Raw genomic sequence first — 18477 nt, forward strand, 5'->3', positions numbered from 1 at the left:
GTTCTCGGTGCGCACCGAGAAGATGTGCCACCCCGTCGAGGCGTACGCCATCCGCGTCGAGCACGCCGGGAGGTCCCTCACGTACTCCGGGGACACCGGGCCCAGCGAGCACCTGGACGAACTCGCCACCGGAACCGATCTGTTCCTGTGCGAGGCAGCCTTCACGCACGGCAAGGAGAACATCCCCGACCTGCACCTGAACGGCCGGGAGGCGGGGGAGTCCGCCCGCCGAGCCGATGCAGGAAGGTTGCTGCTCACCCACATCCCGCCGTGGACTGACCCCCAGGTCAACCTCGCCGACGCCCGCGCGGTGTACGAGGGCCCCACCGCGCTGGCGGCGCCCGGCGCGACGTACGAGGTCTGACGACTCAGGCCCGGCGGTGCCCGCGGCCGCCCAGCGCCATCCGGTTCCACGTGTGGCGGCGGCCGCGGATCGCCACCGAGTAGTCGTACATGACCTCCGGGTCGCACATCCCCGGCAGGAACGAGTCCCCGAAGTGGTGGGCGTCGATGCCCACCTCCTTCGCCGTCAGGGCGAGTTGGGGCACCACGTTCGCGTGCGAGCCCTCCTGGCTGGTGCCGATCGCGCCCATCACCACCGCGCCCGCGTCCTGCACGGCGGCCACCGCCTCGGCGGCCAGTTCCCTGGTGACGCCCGGCAGCGTGCCCGGCAGGGGCAGCACCACGCCGTCCGCGCCCGCGTCCACCAGGGACGTCAGCCGGTCCACCGTGACCCGCTCCGGGTGCCCCGCGTGGTGCATCTTGCCGCTCCACAGCGCCACGTCGTCGCCGAGCCCGGCGCGCAGCTCCTCGGTGACCCGCGCGAGCCCTTCGTACGACCCGCCCGTGCCCGGGTTCGCCGTCAGACAGAGCATCGCCGCACCCATGTCGATGAGCCGCTTGGCGTACTCGGGCTTGGCGCGGCGGATCTCGGGGACGTCGCCGGGCTCCAGGTTGATGCCGACCGGGCGCCCGATGTACGCGGCGAGGTCGGCGATGGAGTCGAAGGTGCCGAGGCCCGGCAGGTCGAGGCGCTCGCCGTCCCAGGCGCGCTCGATGAGGTTCAGCACGACGATGTCGGCGCCGAAGGCCGCGACCAGCTCGGCGTTGTGGACGCCCGGCATGCCCGGCACCGGAATCAGGGCGGCGCGGTCGGCGAAGACCTCGGCGACCATGGTGCGGCCCTCCGCGGCGGCGACGGAGGCGGTCAGGGCGCGGCCGCGCAGGGCGGCGAGGTTCTCGCGGTCGAGGTCGAGGATGCGGGTGGTGGTCATGCGATTCAGCCCCTCTGGGGGTCCCCCTGCTCTTTAAGAGCTTGGGGGAGTTTGAGGACGGGGGTCCGGGGGGCGGAGCCCCCGCGCAGTCGACGCTACGTGACGGCACACGGCGAAGGGCCCGGGTGTTGGTCACCAACGCCCGGGCCCTTCGCCCTGTTCAGCTGGGCCGCAGGCTACTTCGCCTCGGCCTTCTGGAGCTCGGCGAGCTCCTCGTCGGACTCGCGGCCCGGCGTCGGCAGGTTGAACTTGGTGATCGCGAAGCGGAAGACCACGTAGTAGAGCGCCGCGAAGCAGAGGCCCACGACGGCCAGGCCGATCGGCTTGGTGGCCGCGCCGAAGTTCAGCGCGTAGTCGATGAATCCGGCGGAGAAGCCGAAGCCGTCCTTCATGCCGAGCGCCCAGGTCAGCGCCATGGAGACACCGGTGAGCACCGCGTGGATCGCGTACAGGACCGGCGCGATGAACATGAAGGTGAACTCGATGGGCTCCGTGATGCCCGTGACGAACGCGGTGAGCGCGAGCGAGAACATCATGCCGCCGACGACCTTGCGGCGCTCGGGACGGGCGCAGTGCGTGATCGCGAGGCAGGCCGCGGGGAGCGCGAACATCATGATCGGGAAGAAGCCGGTCATGAACTGGCCCGCGGTCGGGTCGCCCTCCAGGAAGCGGGGGATGTCGCCGTGCTTGCCGTTGTAGTCGCCCGCCTGCCACCAGGGGAAGGAGTTCAGGAGGTGGTGCATGCCGATCGGGATCAGCGAACGGTTGGCGACACCGAAGATGCCCGCGCCCACGGCGCCCGAACCGACCAGCCACTCACCGAAGTTGTGCAGACCGGCGCCGAGGACCGGCCAGATCAGACCGAAGACGATGCCGAGGATCAGACCCGCGAAGGACGACAGGATCGGGACGAGACGGCGGCCGCCGAAGAAGCCCGCCCAGTCGGGGAGCTTGGTCCGGTAGAACTTCTGGTACAGCAGGGCGACGACGATGCCCATGACCACACCGCCGAGCACACCGGCGTTGACCGGGGCGGCGTTCTCGACGATCTTGCCGTCGACCACTGCCTGGACCTTCGGCAGGTTGCTGTCGGTGAAGGTGGCGAGCACCTTCTGGAAGACCAGGTAGCCCGCGACGGCCGCGAGGCCGGTGGAGCCGTCGGACTTCTTGGCGAAGCCGATCGCGATGCCGACACAGAACAGCAGCGCGATGTTGTCGATGATCGCGCCACCGCCCGCCGACATATAACTGGCGATCTTGGTGATCCAGGTCGGGAAGGAGTCCCGGCCGAGCATGTCGTCGGCGCCGAGACGCACGAGGAGCGCGGCGGCGGGCATCACGGCGACCGGCAGCATGAGGCTGCGGCCGATGCGCTGCAGCACCGGCATCACGCGGGAGCCCTTTTTCTTGTCGGCCGCGGGGGCGGCACTGGCCGTGGACACAACTTCCTCCAGTGGGCAAGGCGCCGCCTGGGGACATGGAAGTGGGGGACGGCGGCGTCTCCGGGGGACGCGGCGAGAAGGCCGCGTGGTCTACACCAATTAGTGGTGTAGACCTGTTGTAGCACGGTGAAGGTGACGTAAGGAACCCGCGATTCCTGTGGGCTCGGCCATATCCGGATATGGCAGACCAAAGGCCCCCGGATCAGAGGTCCGAGGGCCTGACAGAGGGTACGGGGAGCGTGCCCCGCGCGAAGAATTACGCCTTGGTCTGCTCCCGGTCCAGGGCCTCCGCCTCGTCCTCCGGTTCACGTCCCGGGGTGTGCAGATTGAACTTGATGATGACGAAGCGGAATAGCGCGTAGTACACGACGGCGAAGCACAGACCGATCGGAATGATCAGCCATGGCTTGGTCGCCAGGCTCCAGTTGATGACGTAGTCGATCAGGCCCGCGGAGAAGCTGAAGCCGTCCTTCACGCCCAGCGCCCACGTCACTGCCATCGACACACCGGTGAGCACCGCGTGGATCGCGTACAGCAGGGGCGCGATGAAGAGGAACGAGTATTCGATCGGCTCGGTGATGCCCGTGACGAACGACGTCAGGCCGACCGAGAGCATCATGCCGCCGACCACCTTGCGGCGCTCCGGGCGGGCGCAGTGCGTGATCGCGAGGGCCGCCGCGGGCAGCGCGAACATCATGATCGGGAAGAAGCCCGAGGTGAACTGGCCCGCCGTCGGGTCGCCCGCGAGGAACCGGTTGATGTCACCGTGCACGACCGTGCCGTCGGGTTTCGTGAAGTCGCCGAACTGGAACCACACGAAGGTGTTCAGGAACTGGTGCAGGCCGACCGTGAGCAGGGCGCGGTTGGCGACGCCGAAGATGCCCGAGCCCAGCCAGCCGAGATCGACGAGCCACTTGGAGAAGCTGGTCAGCGCGTCGCCGATGGGCGGCCAGATCCAGACGCAGAGGCCGGCGAAGACCAGGCCCACGAACGCCATGATGATCGGCACCAGGCGGCGGCCGTTGAAGAAGCCGAGCCAGTCGACCAGCTTCACGCGGTGGTAGCGCTGCCAGAACCAGGCGGCGAGCAGCCCCATCACGATGCCGCCGAACACCCCTGGATTCTGGTACGCGGCCTGCGCCACCGTCCCGTCCTCGGCGACGCACACCCCGCTCCACATGCCCGCGCCGCCGAAGGTGGTGTCCTGCGGGCAGTCGTCGGGGAAGGCGCGGAGCACCGCGTAGTAGACGAGGAAGCCCGCGACCGCCGCGAGCGCGGTGGAGCCGTCCGCCTTCTTCGCCATGCCGATCGCGACACCGATGCAGAACAGCAGGGGCAGGCCGAGCGAGGAGTCGAGGAGCGAACCGCCCGCCGCCGCGAAGACCTTGGCGACGTTGGTCCAGCCGAGGCCGTCGTCCCCGAACACGTCGGGTTGCCCCAGCCGGTTCAGGATGCCCGCGGCGGGCAGGACCGCGATGGGCAGCTGGAGGCTGCGTCCCATCTTCTGCAGGCCCTGGAAGAGGCCGTTCCACCACTTCTTCTGCGGCACTGCCGCGGCGGTCGAACTCATCGGCGTCCCTCCCGGAACAAGCCAGGTTTGGCGGTCGTTGAAAACTGGTGTAGACCAGTTGCGGAACGTGTGGGAATGCCACCCGGTGAGGGATGGCGCCTTGATCGTCATCATTGGGCACGACTGCCGTAACCGCCCGCGAAGATGGTCCAACCGTGCGTTACGGTGACAAAGCGGTCCCCCGGCCGCGAGAAACACAGGGAGAAACACATGGCCAGCAAGGCTGAGAAGATCGTTGCCGGGCTCGGCGGCATCGACAACATCGAAGAGGTCGAGGGCTGCATCACCCGCCTGCGCACCGAGGTCAAGGACCCGGCTCTGGTCGACGACGCCGCCCTGAAGGCCGCGGGCGCCCACGGTGTCGTCAAGATGGGCACCGCGATCCAGGTCGTCATCGGCACCGACGCGGACCCCATCGCCGCGGACATCGAAGACATGATGTGAGTTCCTGAACCCCCGCACTCACGGCCGAGGGCCCCGTCCGGACGACCGGACGGGGCCCTCGCGCACGTCCGCGCAGAGGCTAGGCTCATCGCCATGTCTCGAATCGACGGCCGCACCCCCGAACAGCTCCGCCCCATCACCATCGAACGCGGCTGGAGCAAGCACGCCGAAGGATCCGTCCTCATCTCCTTCGGCGACACCAAGGTCTTCTGCACCGCCTCCGTCACCGAAGGCGTCCCGCGCTGGCGCAAGGGCAGCGGCGAAGGCTGGGTCACCGCCGAGTACTCCATGCTGCCCCGCTCCACCAACACCCGCGGCGACCGCGAGTCCGTCCGCGGCAAGATCGGCGGCCGCACCCACGAGATCAGCCGCCTCATCGGCCGCTCGCTCCGCGCCGTCATCGACTACAAGGCCCTCGGCGAGAACACGATCGTCCTCGACTGCGACGTCCTCCAGGCCGACGGCGGCACCCGCACCGCCGCCATCACCGGGGCGTACGTGGCACTGGCCGACGCCGTCGCCTGGGCCCAGGGCAAGAAGCTCGTCAAGGCGGGCCGCAAGCCCCTCACCGACACCGTCTCCGCCGTCTCCGTCGGCATCGTCGGCGGCGTGCCGCTCCTCGACCTCCGCTACGAGGAGGACGTGAAGGCCGACACCGACATGAACGTCGTCTGCACCGGCGACGGCCGCTTCGTCGAGGTCCAGGGCACCGCCGAGGCCGAGCCCTTCGACCGCAAGGAGCTGGGCGCCCTCCTCGACCTCGCCGTCGGCGGCTGCGAGGAGCTCGCGGCGTTCCAGCGCGCGGCGCTCGACGCGACCCGCTAGCGGGCAGAACGGCCGACGTCGTTCAACGAAGCAACCAACAACCCCCTGCCGGGCGTTGTTAGGAGTACGGGCGCGCGGACGAAGCCGCGCGTCCGTACGCACCCTGGGGAGGGGACCGAACCATGGCCGCGCGCCACCGTCGCATCGCCACCGCCGTCGCCACGGCACTGATCGTCATCCCGGCCGGCGTCGGCCTCGTCGGCTGCGACGCCGTCTCGAAGGCCCTGGACTGCGTCCAGACCGCCGACACGATCGCCGACAGCGTCACCGATCTGCAGCAGGCCGTCGAGAACGCGGGCGACAACCCCGCCGAGGCGGACCGCGCGCTCGACGACATCGGCAAGAACCTCGACAAGATCGGCGACAAGACCGACGACACGGATGTGAACAAGGCCGTCGACGACCTGGACAAGGCCGTCGACAACGTCCGCCAATCGATCAGGAACGGTGACGCCACCCCGGACGTCAGCCCCGTCACGGACGCGGCGGGCGAACTGACCAAGGTCTGCACGCCGTAACGGGAGAGGCGGGGCGAGGCCCCGCACGACCCCTCGGACGCGGCGGCGATACTGGGGGGATGACCCGCCTCATCCTCGCCACCCGCAACGCAGGCAAGATCACCGAGCTCAGGGCGATCCTCGCCGACGCAGGCCTCACCCACGACCTCGTCGGCGCGGACAGCTATCCCGAGATCCCCGACGTCAAGGAAACCGGCGTCACCTTCGCGGAGAACGCCCTCCTCAAGGCCCACGCCCTCGCTCAGGCCACCGGCCTGCCCGCGGTCGCCGACGACTCGGGCCTGTGCGTCGACGTCCTGAACGGCGCCCCCGGCATCTTCTCGGCCCGCTGGGCCGGCCGCCACGGCGACGACCGGGCCAACCTGGACCTGCTCCTGGCCCAGCTCTCCGACATCGCCGCGGAACACCGCGGCGCGCACTTCGCCTGCGCCGCGGCCCTGGCCCTGCCCGACGGCACGGAGCGCGTGGTCGAGGGCCGCCTCCTGGGCACCCTGCGCACGGCCCCCGCGGGGGACGGCGGCTTCGGCTACGACCCGGTCCTCCAGCCGGAGGGCGAGACGCGCACGTGCGCGGAGCTGACGGCGGCGGAGAAGAACGAGATCAGCCATCGGGGCAAGGCGTTCCGTGGGCTGGTGCCGGTGGTGCGGGAGTTGCTGGGCTCCTGACGCCGCGTACGACGAAGGGTGCGACGTGACGTCGCGCCCTTCTGATCGGGTGGGCCCGGTGGGACTCGAACCCACGACACACCGGACCTAAACCGGCGCCCTCTTGCCAGCTGGGGTACGGGCCCGCAGGGGGCACTCTACTGTGCTGGGCGGCGGCGGTTCGAGAAGGTCCTGGTCTGGCTGTGGCAGGAAGGACACAGGTATCTGAGGTTCGCCCGGCGGTTGTCCAGCCGGTCGCCGTTGATGTGGTCGATCTCCAGGACGAGGGGTCTGCCCTGCCAGACCTCACCTCCTCCGCATGCACCGCACACGCGAGGAGCCCCGATCTCGTCGAGGGCTCGCCGCAGCTGGACGGTCCCGGTGCGGCGTCCGTCCGGGCCGAGGCATACCAGGATCTCGTCGGCGCTCTTCCGGTTGGCCGAGGGGCGGCCGACGCTGTGTCCCTGCCCGAGGAAGTGGGCGGTCGACAGCCCGTAGGCCTCGATGCTGCGCAGGGTTTTGGCACGCCCGGCGCCACCGAGCGGAGAGCAGCCCAACGCCCGCATCACCCCGGCCAGTCCATGGGACGTGGCAACCGCACGCGCGAGTTCGTCCCGCGGTAGGAGGCCGTCGGCCGGGTTCGTGCGCGGCGGAACGAAATGGCTCGTGTCGATCCCGAACCGGTCCAGCCTCTTCTTGACGTGCCCGTAGGGGCCGTCCTCCGGTGGAATGCCCATGTGCAGGAACATCTCCCGGATGCTGGTCGAGCGGGCGGCCGCCTCGGCCAGGAGCTCCTTCGAGTAGGAGCGGGAGGGACGCTCGGGCAAGGGCTCGTCCTGGAAGTGTGTGGTGTCGATCCCGTAGTGCCGAAGCCGCTCGCGCAGGTATCGGCGGGGTCCCGTCCCCATCGGTGCTCCCAGTCGGCGCATGAGGTCCACCAGGCTCGTGCAGGAAGGAGCCAAGGAGGCCAGGGTCGCGCGTGGGTACTTGATCCAGCTCATGCCGCCCTCCGCTTGCGGCCGCGGTAAGTGTCCGTCACCGCGTGGCAGTTGGGGCAGAGGAGACGCAGGTTGTCCGCCCGGTTGTCCCACCAGTCGCCGTTGATGTGGTCGACCTCAAGGCGGAGCGGACGGCCGTTCCATTCGGTGCCGACACCGCACCCCGTGCACTCTTCGGGCACGCCCTCCCGGACGAGCTCCCGGCGGAGCCGTGTGCCCGGGATCCTTCCGTGGTCCGGGGACCGTAGGGCCAGCAGGGGCCCCAGAGATCCCTTGGGGCTCCGCCGGGCAGGGGTGAAGTGCGAGGTGTCGATTCCCAGCCGTGCGACGCGCCGGCCGATGTGGGCGTGGTTCCCGCCCACGTTGCTGATGCCCAGTCGGCGCACGACCTCCTTCATGCTGGAGGACCGGGCCACGGCCTCACGCAACTGCTCCTCCGTGTGGCGCACCCACTGCCGAGGGAAGTGCGAGGTGTCGATGCCCTCTGCCGCCATCTTCTGCCGCAAGTAGCGTCGGCTCCCGGTGGTCGGCTCACCCCCACACCACCGCACGGCCTCATCCCACGTCGCGGTCTCCCGAGCTGCCTCCACCAGCAGCTCGCGGGTATAGCGAATGGTCACGTCACCCCTCCCGCTCCGGCCACGCGTTCGCAGCCTCGTACAGACCAACGAACCGAAAATCGGATCGTCACGCCCGAAATGCGGAACGGCCCGCCCCACTTGAGAGTGGGGCGGGCCGCAACGGAGTGGGGAGGTCAGAACTTCGGTGCCGGAGCCTGTGCCTCCACCATTTCCGCCGCCTCCTCCTTCGTCTCCACCGACGGCGGCGACCCCGACAGCGGCTTCTGCGCCGTCTCCTTCATGCACGCCACCGCGATCACGCCCACCAGGGCCGCGGCCATCGAGTAGTACGCCGGGATCATGTCCGTGCCGGTGAGGCTGATCAGGGACGTGATGACCAGGGGAGCCGTGCCGCCGAAGAGGGAGGCGGAGATGTTGTAGCCGACGGAGAGCGAGCCGTAGCGGACCGAGGTGGGGAAGAGGGCCGGGAGCGTCGCCGACATCGTGCCGAGGAGGCAGACCAGGGAGAGGCCGAGCAGCAGCATGCCGCCGGAGACCGCCAGCAGGCTGCCCTGCTTGATGAGCAGGAACGACGGGACGGACAGGACCAGGAAGCTCAGCATGCCCGTCATCAGGAGCGGCTTGCGGCCGAAGCGGTCGGAGAGCTTGCCGACCTGGTTGATGATCAGCATCAGGACGACCATCGTGCCGATGAGGATCAGGAGGCCGTGCGAGTCGTCGTAGCCGAGCTCGTCCGAGAGGTACGTCGGCATGTACGACAGGAGCATGTAGTCGGTGACGTTGTACGCGCCGACCAGGGCGATGCAGAGGATCAGCGTCGGCCAGTAGTCGCGGAAGATCTTCGCCAGGTCGCCCTTGGCGGTGGTCTCCACGGAGGAGGCGCCCTCGGACGCCGCGTGGTAGGTGGCGTCCTCCATCTTCTGGAAGGCGGGGGTCTCGTCCAGCTTGAGCCGCAGGTAGAGGCCGACCAGGCCGAGCGGGCCCGCGACCAGGAACGGGACGCGCCAGCCCCAGGACTCCATGGCGTCCGAGCCGAGGGAGGCGTTCAGGATGAGGACCAGGCCCGCCGCGCCCGTGTAACCGGCCAGCGTGCCCATCTCCAGGAAGCTGCCGAAGAAGCCGCGGCGCTTGTCGGGCGCGTACTCGGCGATGAACGTGGAGGCACCGCCGTACTCACCGCCCGTCGAGAAGCCCTGGACGAGGCGGAAGAAGATCAGCAGGACGGGGGCCCAGAAGCCGATCGTCGCGTACGACGGGATCAGGCCGATGGCGAGCGTGCCGATCGCCATCATGATCATCGTCAGTGCGAGGACCTTCTTGCGGCCGATCTTGTCGCCCATCGGGCCGAACACCATGCCGCCGATGGGGCGCACCAGGAAGGACACCGCGAAGGTGGCGAACGAGGAGATCAGCTGCGCCGTGTCGTTCCCGGAAGGGAAGAAGACGTGGCCGATGGTGACGGCCAGATAGCTGTAGATGCCGAAGTCGAACCATTCCATGGCGTTGCCGAGCGAGGCGGCCTTGACGGCCCGCTTGACCGCGGCCTCGTCCGTGACCGTGATGTCGGTACGGCGCAGCGGCGGGTTCTTCCGCCGTTTCACCGCCCGGAACAGGGTCCGGTGGCGCTTCATCGCCTCCGGGTCGGCCTCGGCCTCGATCTCTTCTTGGGCCGCCATGGAGTAGTTCCTTTCGTTCTTCGTGCAAGTCCCCGTGAGATCACTTGCTCGAAGATGGCCGATGCAAACGAAGGCCCCCCGTGAGGGGGGCCTACGTCACATCGGGGTGGAACGTCGCGGCGGAACGAGCGGAGGCGCCGGGCGGCGGATCAGACCCCGAGGTCCCTGATGATCTTGGCGACGTGGCCGGTCGCCTTCACGTTGTAGAACGCGTGCTCGACCTTGCCCTGCTCGTCGACCACCACGGTGGAGCGGATCACGCCGGTCACGACCTTGCCGTACAGCTTCTTCTCGCCGAAGGCGCCGTACGCCTCCAGGGTCTCCTTGGAGGGGTCGCCGACCAGCGTGACCTTGAGGTTCTCCTGCTCGCGGAACTTCGCGAGCTTCTCCGGCTTGTCGGGGGAGACGCCGATGACGTCGTACCCGGCGGCGGCCAGCACGTCGAGGTTGTCCGTGAAGTCGCAGGCCTGCTTGGTGCAGCCGGGGGTGAGGGCGGCCGGGTAGAAGTACACGATGACCTTGCGGCCCTTGTGGTCGGCCAGCGAGACGTCCTTGCCGTCGGCGTCGGGCAGGGTGAAGGCGGGGGCGGTGTCGCCGGGCTGCAGTCGCTCGCTCATGGACTCTCTCCTCATACGGGTGGCCGGGTGCTTCGCAAAGAGTGTGGTGACGGAGTCGAGCGTAATAGGGGTGCCGTGGGGTGCGGCGCGCGTGAAGCTGACAGACTGTGGTCAGAGTTCACGTCACACAATCGAGACGACCACGGAGGCAGCGCGGTGTCGGATGCCAGGACCCCTGCGCAGATCGAGGCGGACATCAAGCGCCGGCGCGACCAGCTCGCCGAGACCCTCGACGAGATCGGGGTGCGCGTCCACCCGAAGACGATCGTCGGCGACGCGAAGGCCAAGGTCGTCGCGGGCGTGGACAACTCACTGGGCCGGGCGTACGTGGGGGCGAACCGCTTCGTCTCGGACGTGCGCGGACAGCTCGTCACGGAGGACGGTTCGCCGCGCATCGAGCGCATCGTGCCGGTCGTCCTGGTCGCCGCGGGCCTGGTGGGGCTCCTCGTGGTGAGCTCGCGCCGGCGCGGCGCCTGACGGCATGAGTGCCGACCCGGAGGCCCACGGGGCCGCCCGGGGCAGGTAGGTTCTGGGTCGTGAGCGAGAAGACCCCCGGGACACCCCACGACGACAAGCTGCCCATCCGCATGCTGCACGACCGCGTGCTCGTGCGGCAGGACACCAGCGAGGGCGAGCGTCGCTCCGGCGGCGGCATCCTGATCCCCGCGACCGCTGCCGTGGGCAAGCGGCTCGCCTGGGCCGAGGTGGTCGCGGTCGGGCAGAACGTCCGGACGGTCGAGCCGGGCGACCGGGTTCTGTACGACCCCGAGGACCGCGCCGAGGTCGAGGTGCGGGGCGTGGCCTACGTACTGATGCGGGAGCGCGATCTGCACGCCGTGGCGGCCGACCGGTTCGAGGGGTCGGAGGACTCGACGGGCCTGTACCTCTAGGACGTGTGCGCAAGGGGCTGGTGACCATCGTCACCAGCCCCTTGCGCATGGGTTTTGCTACCTTGGAAGGACCCCGACGAGACGCGCCGTACCGGGTTCACGCAAAGACGACGCACCCCCATCAGGTAACGCGTTCGCGTTTCTACTCGTCGGAGGTGCCGTCATGGCCTGGGTTCTGCTGATCGTCGCCGGTCTGCTCGAAGTGGGCTGGTCGATCGGGATGAAGTACACGGACGGCTTCACGCGCCTGTGGCCCAGTGTGTTCACGGGCGCGGGCATCGTCGCCAGCATGATGCTCCTGTCGCAGGCCGCCAAGACGCTGCCGATCGGTACCGCCTACGGCGTGTGGGTCGGCATCGGAGCGGCCGGTGCGGCGGTGCTCGGCATGGTGATCCTGGGTGAGCCGGTCACCGCCGCCCGGATCTTCTTCGTCTGTCTGCTGCTGGTGGCCGTGGTCGGCCTCAAGGCGACCTCCGGCCACTAGGGGTCCTGGGGCCGGAGGGCAGGGGCTCGGCGGCGTCAACCGTCCGTGAGGCCGCCGAGCGCCCCGCCGTCGTCCGTGCCGCCGTCCTGGCCGCCGCCGGTGTCGGTGCCGCCGCCCGTCGGCCCGCCCTGGGCGCCGCCGTCCGTGGGCCCGCCGTTGCTGGCGCCGCCGTCGGTCGGACCGCCGGTGTTCTGGCCGCCGGTCTCCTGGCCGCCCGTCTGGCCGCCGTTCTGACCACCCGTCTGGCCGCCCGTCTGCCCTCCGGTGTCCTGGCCGCCCGTGGTGGTGCCGCCGGTGTCCTGGTCGCCGGTGGTGCCGCCGTCCTGGCCGCCACCGGTGTCGGTGCCGCCGTCCGTCGTGCCGCCGGTGCCGGGCTCGTCGACGCCGCCCGTCGTCGGATCGGGCACCTCGGGCAGGTCGGCGCCCTGCTCCAGCTCCAGGTCGAAGTCCTTGACCGGCTTGCCCTGCAGCGCCGCCTTGGTGAACTGCGCCCAGACGCGTGCCGGATAGGCGCCACCGTTGATGCGGGTCTCGCCGAGCGCGCCGTACAGCGGGGTGTGGGCCCCGGTGTCCGGGTCCTGGCCCATGACCGCGACGACCGTGGCGAGCTCCGGGGTGTAACCGGCGAACCAGGCCGCGGTGTCGTTCTCCGCGGTGCCGGTCTTGCCCGCGGCCGGGCGGCCCGCGCCCTGCGCCGCCGTGCCGGTGCCGCCCTGGACGACGCTCTGCAGGACCGAGGTGGTGGTGTCGGCGGCCTCGCGGGTGACGGCCTGCTGGGTCCGCTGCTCCGGCAGCTCGATCTCGTCGCCGTCCTTGGTGATCTTCTCGACGAGCGTGTACGTGCCGTGCTTGCCGTGGTTCGCCAGCGTCGCGTACGCCTCGGTCATGTCGAGGACGCTCGCGGTGGAGGGGCCGAGCGCGATCGACGGGGACGCGTTCAGGTCGGGGGTGTTCTCCGGGACGCCGAGGTCGATGGCGGTGTCCTTGACCTTGTCGGAGCCGACGTCGACGGCCATCTGCGCGTACACCGAGTTCACGGACTTGTCCGTGGCGGTGCGGACGGTGATGTCGCCGTAGTTGATGTTGTCCTCGTTCTCGGGGGCGTACGTCCCGCCGCTCCAGCCCTGCACCGGACGCTTGTTGGTGCCGTCGTAGACCGTGTTCGGGGTGATCGGGCGGCCGTCCTGGGTGACCGAGCCGTTCTCCACGGCCGAGGTGAAGACGAACGGCTTGAACGTGGAGCCGACCTGGTAGTCACGGCGCGTCGCGTTGTTGACGTACTGCTTGGTGTAGTCGATGCCCCCGTACATCGCGACGACCTTGCCGGTGGCCGGGTCGATGGAGGCGCCGCCCGCGCGGACGTTGCGGTCGACCTTGCGCGCGTCCTTGTCGACCTTCGACATCACCTGCTTGTCGACGGCCTCCTTGAAGGCGTCCTGACGGTCCTTCTGGAGGGTCGTGGTGATGCGGTAGCCGCCCTTGGCGAGGGTGTCCTCATCGATGATCTTGTTGGCCGTCAGATAGTCCTCGACGGCCTTCACCACATAGCCGCGCTGCCCGGACAGGCCCGCGGCGCCCTTGGCCTCGTCCGGCACCGGGAACTTCGTCTTCGCCCGGTCGGACTTGCTGAGCCAGCCCTCCGAGACCATGCCGTCCAGGACGTAGTTCCAACGGCCCGCCGCGCGCCGCTTGTTCTCGGGGTGCGTGGCGACGTCGTACGCGTTGGGGGAGTTGAGGAGGGTGGCGAGGTAGGCGCCCTGGGCGACGGAGAGGTCCTGGACGTCCTCGCCGTAGTACGCCTGGGCGGCCGCCTGGACGCCGTACGCGTTGCGGCCGAAGTAGCTGGTGTTCAGGTAGCCCTCGAGGATGTCGTTCTTGCTCACCTCGCGGTCCAGCTTGATCGAGATGAAGAATTCCTTCACCTTTCGGGTGACCGTCTGCTCCTGCCCCAGGTAGTAGTTCTTCACGTACTGCTGGGTGATCGTGGAGCCGGACTGCTTGCCCTTGCCGGTGACGGTGTTCCAGGCCGCGCGGATCATCGCCTTGGGGTCGACCGCGGACTCGCCGTAGAAGTCGCGGTCCTCGGCGGCGAGCACGGCGTGCTGGACGGTGAGCGGGACCTGCTTGAGGGGCACCTTCTCGCGGTTGACCTCGCCGTCGCGGGCGATCTGGGTGCCGTCCGAGTAGAGGTAGACGTTGCTCTGCTTGGTGGCGGCGGCGTTCGCCGGCGGGATGTCGACCAGCATGTAGCCCGCCATGAAGCCGCCGACGCACAGCAGGATGACCAGGATGAAGCCGCCAAGGACCATGCGCCAGGTCGGGAAGATCCGCCGCCAGCCCTTGCGCTTGGGACGCTTGGGCTTCTTGGCCTTCTTCCCGTCCACGGACGCCCCCGCGGCTCCGGACGCCGCCCCGGAGGCCTCCGCCGACTCCGCCGCCTCCGCCGTCCCCGACCCCTCCCCGGCCGGGCCCTTCGCGGTGTCAGCGGGCGTGTCCTGCGGCTCCCTGGGCGCCCAGCCCTGGCGCCCGGCAGGACCCTGCTGCTGCGGCTCGTCGCTCATGTCTTGCGGAACTCCCGGTTAGCGTCGTACTTCCAGTACGCCTCGTAAACCCCATTGCAACCCCGTTGCAACCCCATTGGACACCGTTGCCACAGGCGTTCATGACCAGGCACGCGCCCCCACGCCGAAAATGCCTGGCACGAGCGACTCCGATCGCACTAGGCTCCAGCGCTTTGGCCCGATTCGGGACGAAGCCCACTGTGAAAGGGATGCTCGTGCGTGCTGGACGGTTCCGTTTGTACGCAGCCGTCACCGAAGGGAGCTTCCGCAGGTACGCCACGTATCGGATGGCGACGGCCGCCGGGGTGTTCACGAACACCGTCTTCGGGCTGATTCTCGCCTACACCTACCTGGCGCTCTGGGACGAACGGCCCGGGCTCGGCGGCTACGACCAGTCCCAGGCGCTCACCTATGTGTGGCTGGGCCAGGCGCTGTTGACGGTGATGGCGCTGATGGGCGGCGGCTTCGAGGGCGAGCTGATCGAGCGGATCCGCACCGGGGACATCGCCGTCGACCTGTACCGGCCCGCCGACCTGCAGCTCTGGTGGCTGGCCACCGACCTGGGCCGGGCCGCGTTCCAGCTGTTGGGCCGCGGCATCGTCCCCATGGTCTTCGGCGCCCTCGTCTTCGATCTGACACTGCCCCCGGACGCGCTGCGCTGGCTGGCGTTCCTGGTGGCCGTCGTGCTCGGCGCGCTGGTCAGCTTCGCGATCCGGTTCCTGGTGGCGCTCTCCGCCTTCTGGCTGATGGACGGCGCGGGCATCACCCAGGTGGCGATGCTCGCGGGCACGTTCTTCTCCGGGATGCTGCTGCCGCTCAACGTCTTCCCTGGCGCCCTCGGCGAGTTCGCCCGCGCGCTGCCCTGGTCGGCGCTGCTGCAGCTGCCCGCCGACGTGTTCCTCGGCGAGCGCTCCGGGACGGCGCTGCTGCGGACGTACGCCTTCCAGCTCGGCTGGGCGGCGGCGCTGCTGGGCGTCGGGCGGCTGCTGCAGGCCGCGGCGACGCGACGGGTGGTGGTCCAGGGTGGCTGACAGCGGCCGGCTGCGGGCCGGGCTCTCCCGGACCAGGGAAGGGCTGCGCGCCTACCGCCTGATCTCCGCCATGTGGATCCGCTCCCTCATGGCCTACCGCCTCTCCTTCGCGATGACCGCGTTCGGCAACTTCGCGGTGACCGCGTTCGACTTCCTGGCGATCCTGCTGATGTTCTCCCAGGTCGAGCGGCTCGGCGGCTACTCGCTGGCCGAGATCGCGTTCCTGTACGGCGCCTCCTGCACCGCGTTCGGGCTCACCGACCTCGCCCTCGGCTCCATGGACCGGCTCGGCAGGCGGGTGCGCGACGGCACGCTCGACACGCTCCTGGTGCGGCCCGCCCCGGTCATCGCGCAGGTCGCCGCGGACCGCTTCGGGCTGCACCGGATCGGCCGCCTGGTGCAGGGCGCCCTCGTCCTCACGTACGCCCTCGTGGCCGTGGACGTCGACTGGACCTGGCTGAAGGTCCTGATGGTGCCGCTGATGCTGCTGTGCGGCGCGGGCATCTTCGCGGCCGTGTTCGTGGGCGGCGCCGCCTTCCAGTTCGTGGCGCAGGACGCGGCGGAGGTGCAGAACGCCTTCACGTACGGCGGCACCACCCTGCTCCAGTACCCGCCGACCGTCTTCGCCAAGGACCTGGTGCGCGGCGTCACCTTCGTCCTGCCGCTGGCCTTCGTGAACTGGCTGCCCGCGCTCTACGTGCTCGGGCGGCCCTATCCGCTGGACCTGCCGACCTGGGTGGCGTTCACGCCGCCGCTGGTCGCCGTGGTCCTTCTCGCGCTCGCGGGCCTGCTCTGGCGCACGGGCCTGCGTTCCTACCGCAGCACAGGGAGCTGAACCGACATGCCGGATCCCCTCATCGAGCTGGAGGGCGTGGAGAAGGTCTTCGACGTACGCAGGAAGACGGGCTTCCTGCGGCGCGAACGCCACGAGGTACGCGCGGTCGACGGCATCTCCTTCACGGTGCCGCGCGGCGAGATGGTCGGCTACATCGGCCCGAACGGCGCGGGCAAGTCCACGACGATCAAGATGCTGACGGGCATCCTGACGCCGAGCGGCGGCCGGTTGCGGGTCGCCGGGATCGACCCCTCCCGCGAGCGCACGCGCCTGGCCCGGCGCATCGGAGTGGTCTTCGGCCAGCGCACCACGCTCTGGTGGGACCTGCCGCTGATCGACTCGTACCGCCTGATGCACCGGATGTACCGGATCCCGGACGCCCGCTACGCCGAGAACCTCGACCGCTGCGTGGAACTCCTCGAACTGGGCTCGCTGCTCGACGTCCCGGTGCGCCAACTCTCCCTCGGCCAGCGGATGCGCGGCGACATCGCGGCGGCGCTGCTGCACGACCCCGAGGTGCTGTACCTGGACGAGCCGACGATCGGCCTCGACGTGATCAGCAAGGCCAAGGTCCGCGACTTCCTGCGGGACTTGAACGCCGAGTCCCGCACGACGGTCCTCCTCACCACCCACGACCTCACCGACATCGAGCAGCTCTGCGAACGCGTGATGGTCATCGACCACGGCCGCCTCATGTACGACGGCCCGCTGGCGGGCCTGCACGAGGTGGGCGAGAGCGAGCGCACGCTCGTCGTCGACCTGGAGCGCGAACTCCCCCCGATCGAGGCCGGATCGGCGGCGCGGGTGGTGAAGGTGGAGGGCCCGCGGCAGTGGCTGGCCTTCCCGTCGTCGGAGTCCGCGGCTCCACTCGTCGCCCGGATCGCGGACCGCTACCCCTTGGCGGATCTCTCCGTCAGGGAACCGGACATTGAGGCGGTCATCGCGAAGATGTACGCGGAGAAGCCGACCTCGTAGGCTGCGGACATGAGCGACGACCGCCCGCACCTCCCCGACGTCCCGGACGCCTCCGGCGTCCCCGACCTCCGCGCATCCGACGCCGACCGCGACCGGGTCGCCGAGCAGCTCAGGGACGCGCTGGCCGAGGGCCGCCTCGACATGTCGGAGTTCGACGAGCGCCTCGACGCGACGTACAAGGCGCGTACGTACGGCGAGCTGGAACCGCTCACCCGCGACCTCCCGTCGCACGACGTCCGCTCGGCCAGGGCGGACCTGGTGAAGCGCCCGGTGAGCGACGACCCCGTCGTCATCGACTGGGACGAACGCATGGTGACGGGCGAGCCGTCCTCGACCGGCGGCTTCGCCCTGTGGAGCGGCTTCGGCCGCAAGGGCAGCTGGGTGGTGGGCCGCGTGTTCACCTGCTTCGCGATGTGGGGCGGCGGCGAGATCGACCTGCGCGAGGCGCGGTTCACGGATCGCGACGTCGAGATCCGCTGCTTCACGATCATGGGCGGCATCCAGGTCATCGCACCCCCCGACCTGACCGTCGTGGTCAAGGGCTTCGGCGTCATGGGCGGCTTCGACGACAAGGCAACGGGCGAGGGCACCCCCGGCTCCCCCCGCGTGGTCGTCAAGGGCTTCGCCCTGATGGGCGGGGTGGGCGTGGACAGAAGAATCCGCAGAATCGAAAAACTCCGCCAACGAGAAGCCCGCCGCAAGAACACGAACTAGCCCGGACTAGACGCCCGGCGGCTATCTCAGGGGCGCGGGGAACTGCGCAAACCCCCGAGTGGGCCGGACTCAACGGCTGACGGCACGACGGCTACCCCAGGGGCGCGGGGAACTGCGCGACCCCCCGGGTGGGCCGGACTGGACGTCCTGGCGGCACGACGGCTGACCCAGGGGCGCGGGGAACTGCGCGACACCCAGGGTGGGCCGGACTGGACGCCCTGGCGGCACGACGGCTGCCCCAGGGGCGCGGGGAACTGCGCGACCCCCCGGGTGGGCCGAGCTACACGGCCGGGCGGCACGACGGCCAACCCAGGGGCGCGGGGAACTGCGCAAACCCCCGCGTAGGCCGAGCTACACGGTCTGGCGGCACGACGGCTACCCCAGGGGCGCGGGGAACT

The 18477-nt window shown here is 69.8% G+C and carries 20 protein-coding genes, 1 tRNA gene and 1 riboswitch; of the genes, 12 read left to right on the forward strand and 9 right to left on the reverse strand.

The features are described 5' to 3' along the window. Nucleotides 1-364 (forward strand): MBL fold metallo-hydrolase (locus AOK03_RS30915; RefSeq protein ID WP_167355657.1); only part of this gene is annotated, 364 nt, incomplete at its 5' end. Nucleotides 365-368: 4 nt separating this feature from the next. Here AOK03_RS30915 and AOK03_RS30920 read toward each other — a convergent pair. The 3 genes from AOK03_RS30920 to AOK03_RS30930 all read right to left on the reverse strand — a co-directional run bounded on the left by AOK03_RS30920 (nucleotide 369) and on the right by AOK03_RS30930 (nucleotide 4286). Further along, nucleotides 369-1274 carry a DUF7916 family protein gene (locus AOK03_RS30920; protein ID WP_055568673.1) on the reverse strand — a complete coding sequence of 302 codons (906 nt, stop codon included), beginning with the start codon at nucleotides 1272-1274 and terminating at the stop codon, nucleotides 369-371. A 176-nt stretch (nucleotides 1275-1450) separates the two neighbouring features. Continuing rightward, nucleotides 1451-2716 (reverse strand): PTS transporter subunit EIIC, encoded by a 1266-nt coding sequence (locus tag AOK03_RS30925; RefSeq protein WP_055568674.1) that lies wholly within the window; start codon nucleotides 2714-2716, stop codon nucleotides 1451-1453. 256 nt (nucleotides 2717-2972) lie between these two features. Continuing rightward, complete coding sequence (locus tag AOK03_RS30930; protein ID WP_055568675.1) at nucleotides 2973-4286, reverse strand: PTS transporter subunit EIIC; 1314 nt, start codon at nucleotides 4284-4286, stop codon at nucleotides 2973-2975. 144 nt (nucleotides 4287-4430) lie between these two features. On the opposite strand from AOK03_RS30930, the gene AOK03_RS30935 reads away from it, so the two are divergent. From AOK03_RS30935 to rdgB, 4 genes are all read left to right on the forward strand, one after another. After that, nucleotides 4431-4730 carry a PTS sugar transporter subunit IIB gene (locus tag AOK03_RS30935; protein ID WP_079075054.1) on the forward strand — a complete coding sequence of 100 codons (300 nt, stop codon included), beginning with the start codon at nucleotides 4431-4433 and terminating at the stop codon, nucleotides 4728-4730. Between the two features lie 93 nt (nucleotides 4731-4823). Then, nucleotides 4824-5555 (forward strand): ribonuclease PH, encoded by a 732-nt coding sequence (rph, locus tag AOK03_RS30940; RefSeq protein ID WP_055568677.1) that lies wholly within the window; start codon nucleotides 4824-4826, stop codon nucleotides 5553-5555. A 122-nt stretch (nucleotides 5556-5677) separates the two neighbouring features. Further along, nucleotides 5678-6073: a hypothetical protein gene (locus tag AOK03_RS30945; protein ID WP_055568678.1), complete on the forward strand. Its 396-nt coding sequence runs from the start codon at nucleotides 5678-5680 to the stop codon at nucleotides 6071-6073. A 59-nt stretch (nucleotides 6074-6132) separates the two neighbouring features. After that, a complete protein-coding gene (gene rdgB / locus AOK03_RS30950) occupies nucleotides 6133-6738 on the forward strand; it encodes an RdgB/HAM1 family non-canonical purine NTP pyrophosphatase (RefSeq protein WP_055568679.1) in 606 nt (201 codons plus the stop codon). A 50-nt stretch (nucleotides 6739-6788) separates the two neighbouring features. Here rdgB and AOK03_RS30955 read toward each other — a convergent pair. The 5 genes from AOK03_RS30955 to bcp form a co-directional block, all read right to left on the reverse strand. Then, a tRNA-Leu gene (locus AOK03_RS30955) sits at nucleotides 6789-6863 on the reverse strand. A gap of 12 nt (nucleotides 6864-6875) precedes the next feature. Next, the gene (locus AOK03_RS30960; RefSeq protein WP_055568680.1) at nucleotides 6876-7718 is read right to left on the reverse strand and encodes an HNH endonuclease signature motif containing protein; all 843 of its coding nucleotides are present in this window, start codon (nucleotides 7716-7718) and stop codon (nucleotides 6876-6878) included. Then, entirely contained in the window at nucleotides 7715-8335 is a 621-nt protein-coding gene (locus AOK03_RS30965) for an HNH endonuclease signature motif containing protein (RefSeq protein WP_055568681.1), read from the reverse strand. Before AOK03_RS30965 ends, AOK03_RS30960 begins: the two co-directional genes overlap by 4 nt. A 134-nt stretch (nucleotides 8336-8469) precedes the next feature. Next, nucleotides 8470-9972: a glycine betaine/L-proline transporter ProP gene (gene proP, locus AOK03_RS30970; RefSeq protein WP_055568682.1), complete on the reverse strand. Its 1503-nt coding sequence runs from the start codon at nucleotides 9970-9972 to the stop codon at nucleotides 8470-8472. Between the two features lie 149 nt (nucleotides 9973-10121). Beyond that, complete coding sequence (gene bcp / locus AOK03_RS30975; protein ID WP_055568683.1) at nucleotides 10122-10589, reverse strand: thioredoxin-dependent thiol peroxidase; 468 nt, start codon at nucleotides 10587-10589, stop codon at nucleotides 10122-10124. Between the two features lie 156 nt (nucleotides 10590-10745). Here bcp and AOK03_RS30980 point away from each other — a divergent pair, with 156 nt between their 5' ends. From AOK03_RS30980 to AOK03_RS30990, 3 genes are all read left to right on the forward strand, one after another. Continuing rightward, the gene (locus AOK03_RS30980) at nucleotides 10746-11066 is read left to right on the forward strand and encodes a DUF3618 domain-containing protein (protein WP_055568684.1); all 321 of its coding nucleotides are present in this window, start codon (nucleotides 10746-10748) and stop codon (nucleotides 11064-11066) included. Nucleotides 11067-11176: 110 nt separating this feature from the next. Further along, nucleotides 11177-11479 carry a GroES family chaperonin gene (locus AOK03_RS30985; RefSeq protein ID WP_055568690.1) on the forward strand — a complete coding sequence of 101 codons (303 nt, stop codon included), beginning with the start codon at nucleotides 11177-11179 and terminating at the stop codon, nucleotides 11477-11479. 55 nt (nucleotides 11480-11534) lie between these two features. Further along, a riboswitch (guanidine-III (ykkC-III) riboswitch) is annotated at nucleotides 11535-11596 on the forward strand. A gap of 46 nt (nucleotides 11597-11642) precedes the next feature. After that, on the forward strand, nucleotides 11643-11963 hold the full coding sequence (locus AOK03_RS30990) for a DMT family transporter (RefSeq protein WP_055568685.1): 321 nt from the start codon (nucleotides 11643-11645) through the stop codon (nucleotides 11961-11963). Between the two features lie 35 nt (nucleotides 11964-11998). Here the strand turns inward: AOK03_RS30990 and AOK03_RS30995 are convergent, their stop codons facing one another. Continuing rightward, complete coding sequence (locus AOK03_RS30995; protein WP_107098154.1) at nucleotides 11999-14524, reverse strand: transglycosylase domain-containing protein; 2526 nt, start codon at nucleotides 14522-14524, stop codon at nucleotides 11999-12001. A 209-nt stretch (nucleotides 14525-14733) separates the two neighbouring features. On the opposite strand from AOK03_RS30995, the gene AOK03_RS31000 reads away from it, so the two are divergent. From AOK03_RS31000 to AOK03_RS31015, 4 genes are read left to right on the forward strand one after another with little or no spacing between them, the layout of a single operon-like run. Continuing rightward, nucleotides 14734-15555 (forward strand): ABC transporter permease, encoded by an 822-nt coding sequence (locus tag AOK03_RS31000; RefSeq protein ID WP_055568686.1) that lies wholly within the window; start codon nucleotides 14734-14736, stop codon nucleotides 15553-15555. Continuing rightward, the gene (locus tag AOK03_RS31005; protein ID WP_055568687.1) at nucleotides 15548-16390 is read left to right on the forward strand and encodes an ABC transporter permease; all 843 of its coding nucleotides are present in this window, start codon (nucleotides 15548-15550) and stop codon (nucleotides 16388-16390) included. Before AOK03_RS31000 ends, AOK03_RS31005 begins: the two co-directional genes overlap by 8 nt. A gap of 6 nt (nucleotides 16391-16396) precedes the next feature. Further along, nucleotides 16397-17365 carry an ABC transporter ATP-binding protein gene (locus tag AOK03_RS31010; protein ID WP_055568688.1) on the forward strand — a complete coding sequence of 323 codons (969 nt, stop codon included), beginning with the start codon at nucleotides 16397-16399 and terminating at the stop codon, nucleotides 17363-17365. 9 nt (nucleotides 17366-17374) lie between these two features. After that, the gene (locus tag AOK03_RS31015; protein ID WP_055568689.1) at nucleotides 17375-18079 is read left to right on the forward strand and encodes a DUF1707 SHOCT-like domain-containing protein; all 705 of its coding nucleotides are present in this window, start codon (nucleotides 17375-17377) and stop codon (nucleotides 18077-18079) included. The last annotated feature ends 398 nt before the right edge of the window (nucleotides 18080-18477 follow it).

The organism is Streptomyces atriruber, from assembly GCF_001418325.1.
In the GTDB taxonomy this organism is placed as follows: Bacteria; Actinomycetota; Actinomycetes; order Streptomycetales; family Streptomycetaceae; genus Streptomyces; species Streptomyces atriruber.

Bases quoted from the DNA above. Each gene is read 5' to 3' on its own strand.
- AOK03_RS31000 (WP_055568686.1), top strand. From the start codon at position 14,734: ATGCTCGTGCGTGCTGGACGGTTCCGTTTGTACGCAGCCGTCACCGAA.
- rdgB (WP_055568679.1), top strand. From the start codon at position 6,133: ATGACCCGCCTCATCCTCGCCACCCGCAACGCAGGCAAGATCACCGAG.
- AOK03_RS30960 (WP_055568680.1), bottom strand. From the start codon at position 7,718: ATGAGCTGGATCAAGTACCCACGCGCGACCCTGGCCTCCTTGGCTCCT.
- AOK03_RS30930 (WP_055568675.1), bottom strand. From the start codon at position 4,286: ATGAGTTCGACCGCCGCGGCAGTGCCGCAGAAGAAGTGGTGGAACGGC.
- rph (WP_055568677.1), top strand. From the start codon at position 4,824: ATGTCTCGAATCGACGGCCGCACCCCCGAACAGCTCCGCCCCATCACC.
- AOK03_RS30945 (WP_055568678.1), top strand. From the start codon at position 5,678: ATGGCCGCGCGCCACCGTCGCATCGCCACCGCCGTCGCCACGGCACTG.
- AOK03_RS30920 (WP_055568673.1), bottom strand. From the start codon at position 1,274: ATGACCACCACCCGCATCCTCGACCTCGACCGCGAGAACCTCGCCGCC.
- AOK03_RS31010 (WP_055568688.1), top strand. From the start codon at position 16,397: ATGCCGGATCCCCTCATCGAGCTGGAGGGCGTGGAGAAGGTCTTCGAC.
- AOK03_RS30990 (WP_055568685.1), top strand. From the start codon at position 11,643: ATGGCCTGGGTTCTGCTGATCGTCGCCGGTCTGCTCGAAGTGGGCTGG.
- AOK03_RS30985 (WP_055568690.1), top strand. From the start codon at position 11,177: ATGCTGCACGACCGCGTGCTCGTGCGGCAGGACACCAGCGAGGGCGAG.
- AOK03_RS31015 (WP_055568689.1), top strand. From the start codon at position 17,375: ATGAGCGACGACCGCCCGCACCTCCCCGACGTCCCGGACGCCTCCGGC.
- proP (WP_055568682.1), bottom strand. From the start codon at position 9,972: ATGGCGGCCCAAGAAGAGATCGAGGCCGAGGCCGACCCGGAGGCGATG.
- AOK03_RS30995 (WP_107098154.1), bottom strand. From the start codon at position 14,524: ATGAGCGACGAGCCGCAGCAGCAGGGTCCTGCCGGGCGCCAGGGCTGG.
- bcp (WP_055568683.1), bottom strand. From the start codon at position 10,589: ATGAGCGAGCGACTGCAGCCCGGCGACACCGCCCCCGCCTTCACCCTG.
- AOK03_RS30935 (WP_079075054.1), top strand. From the start codon at position 4,431: ATGGTCCAACCGTGCGTTACGGTGACAAAGCGGTCCCCCGGCCGCGAG.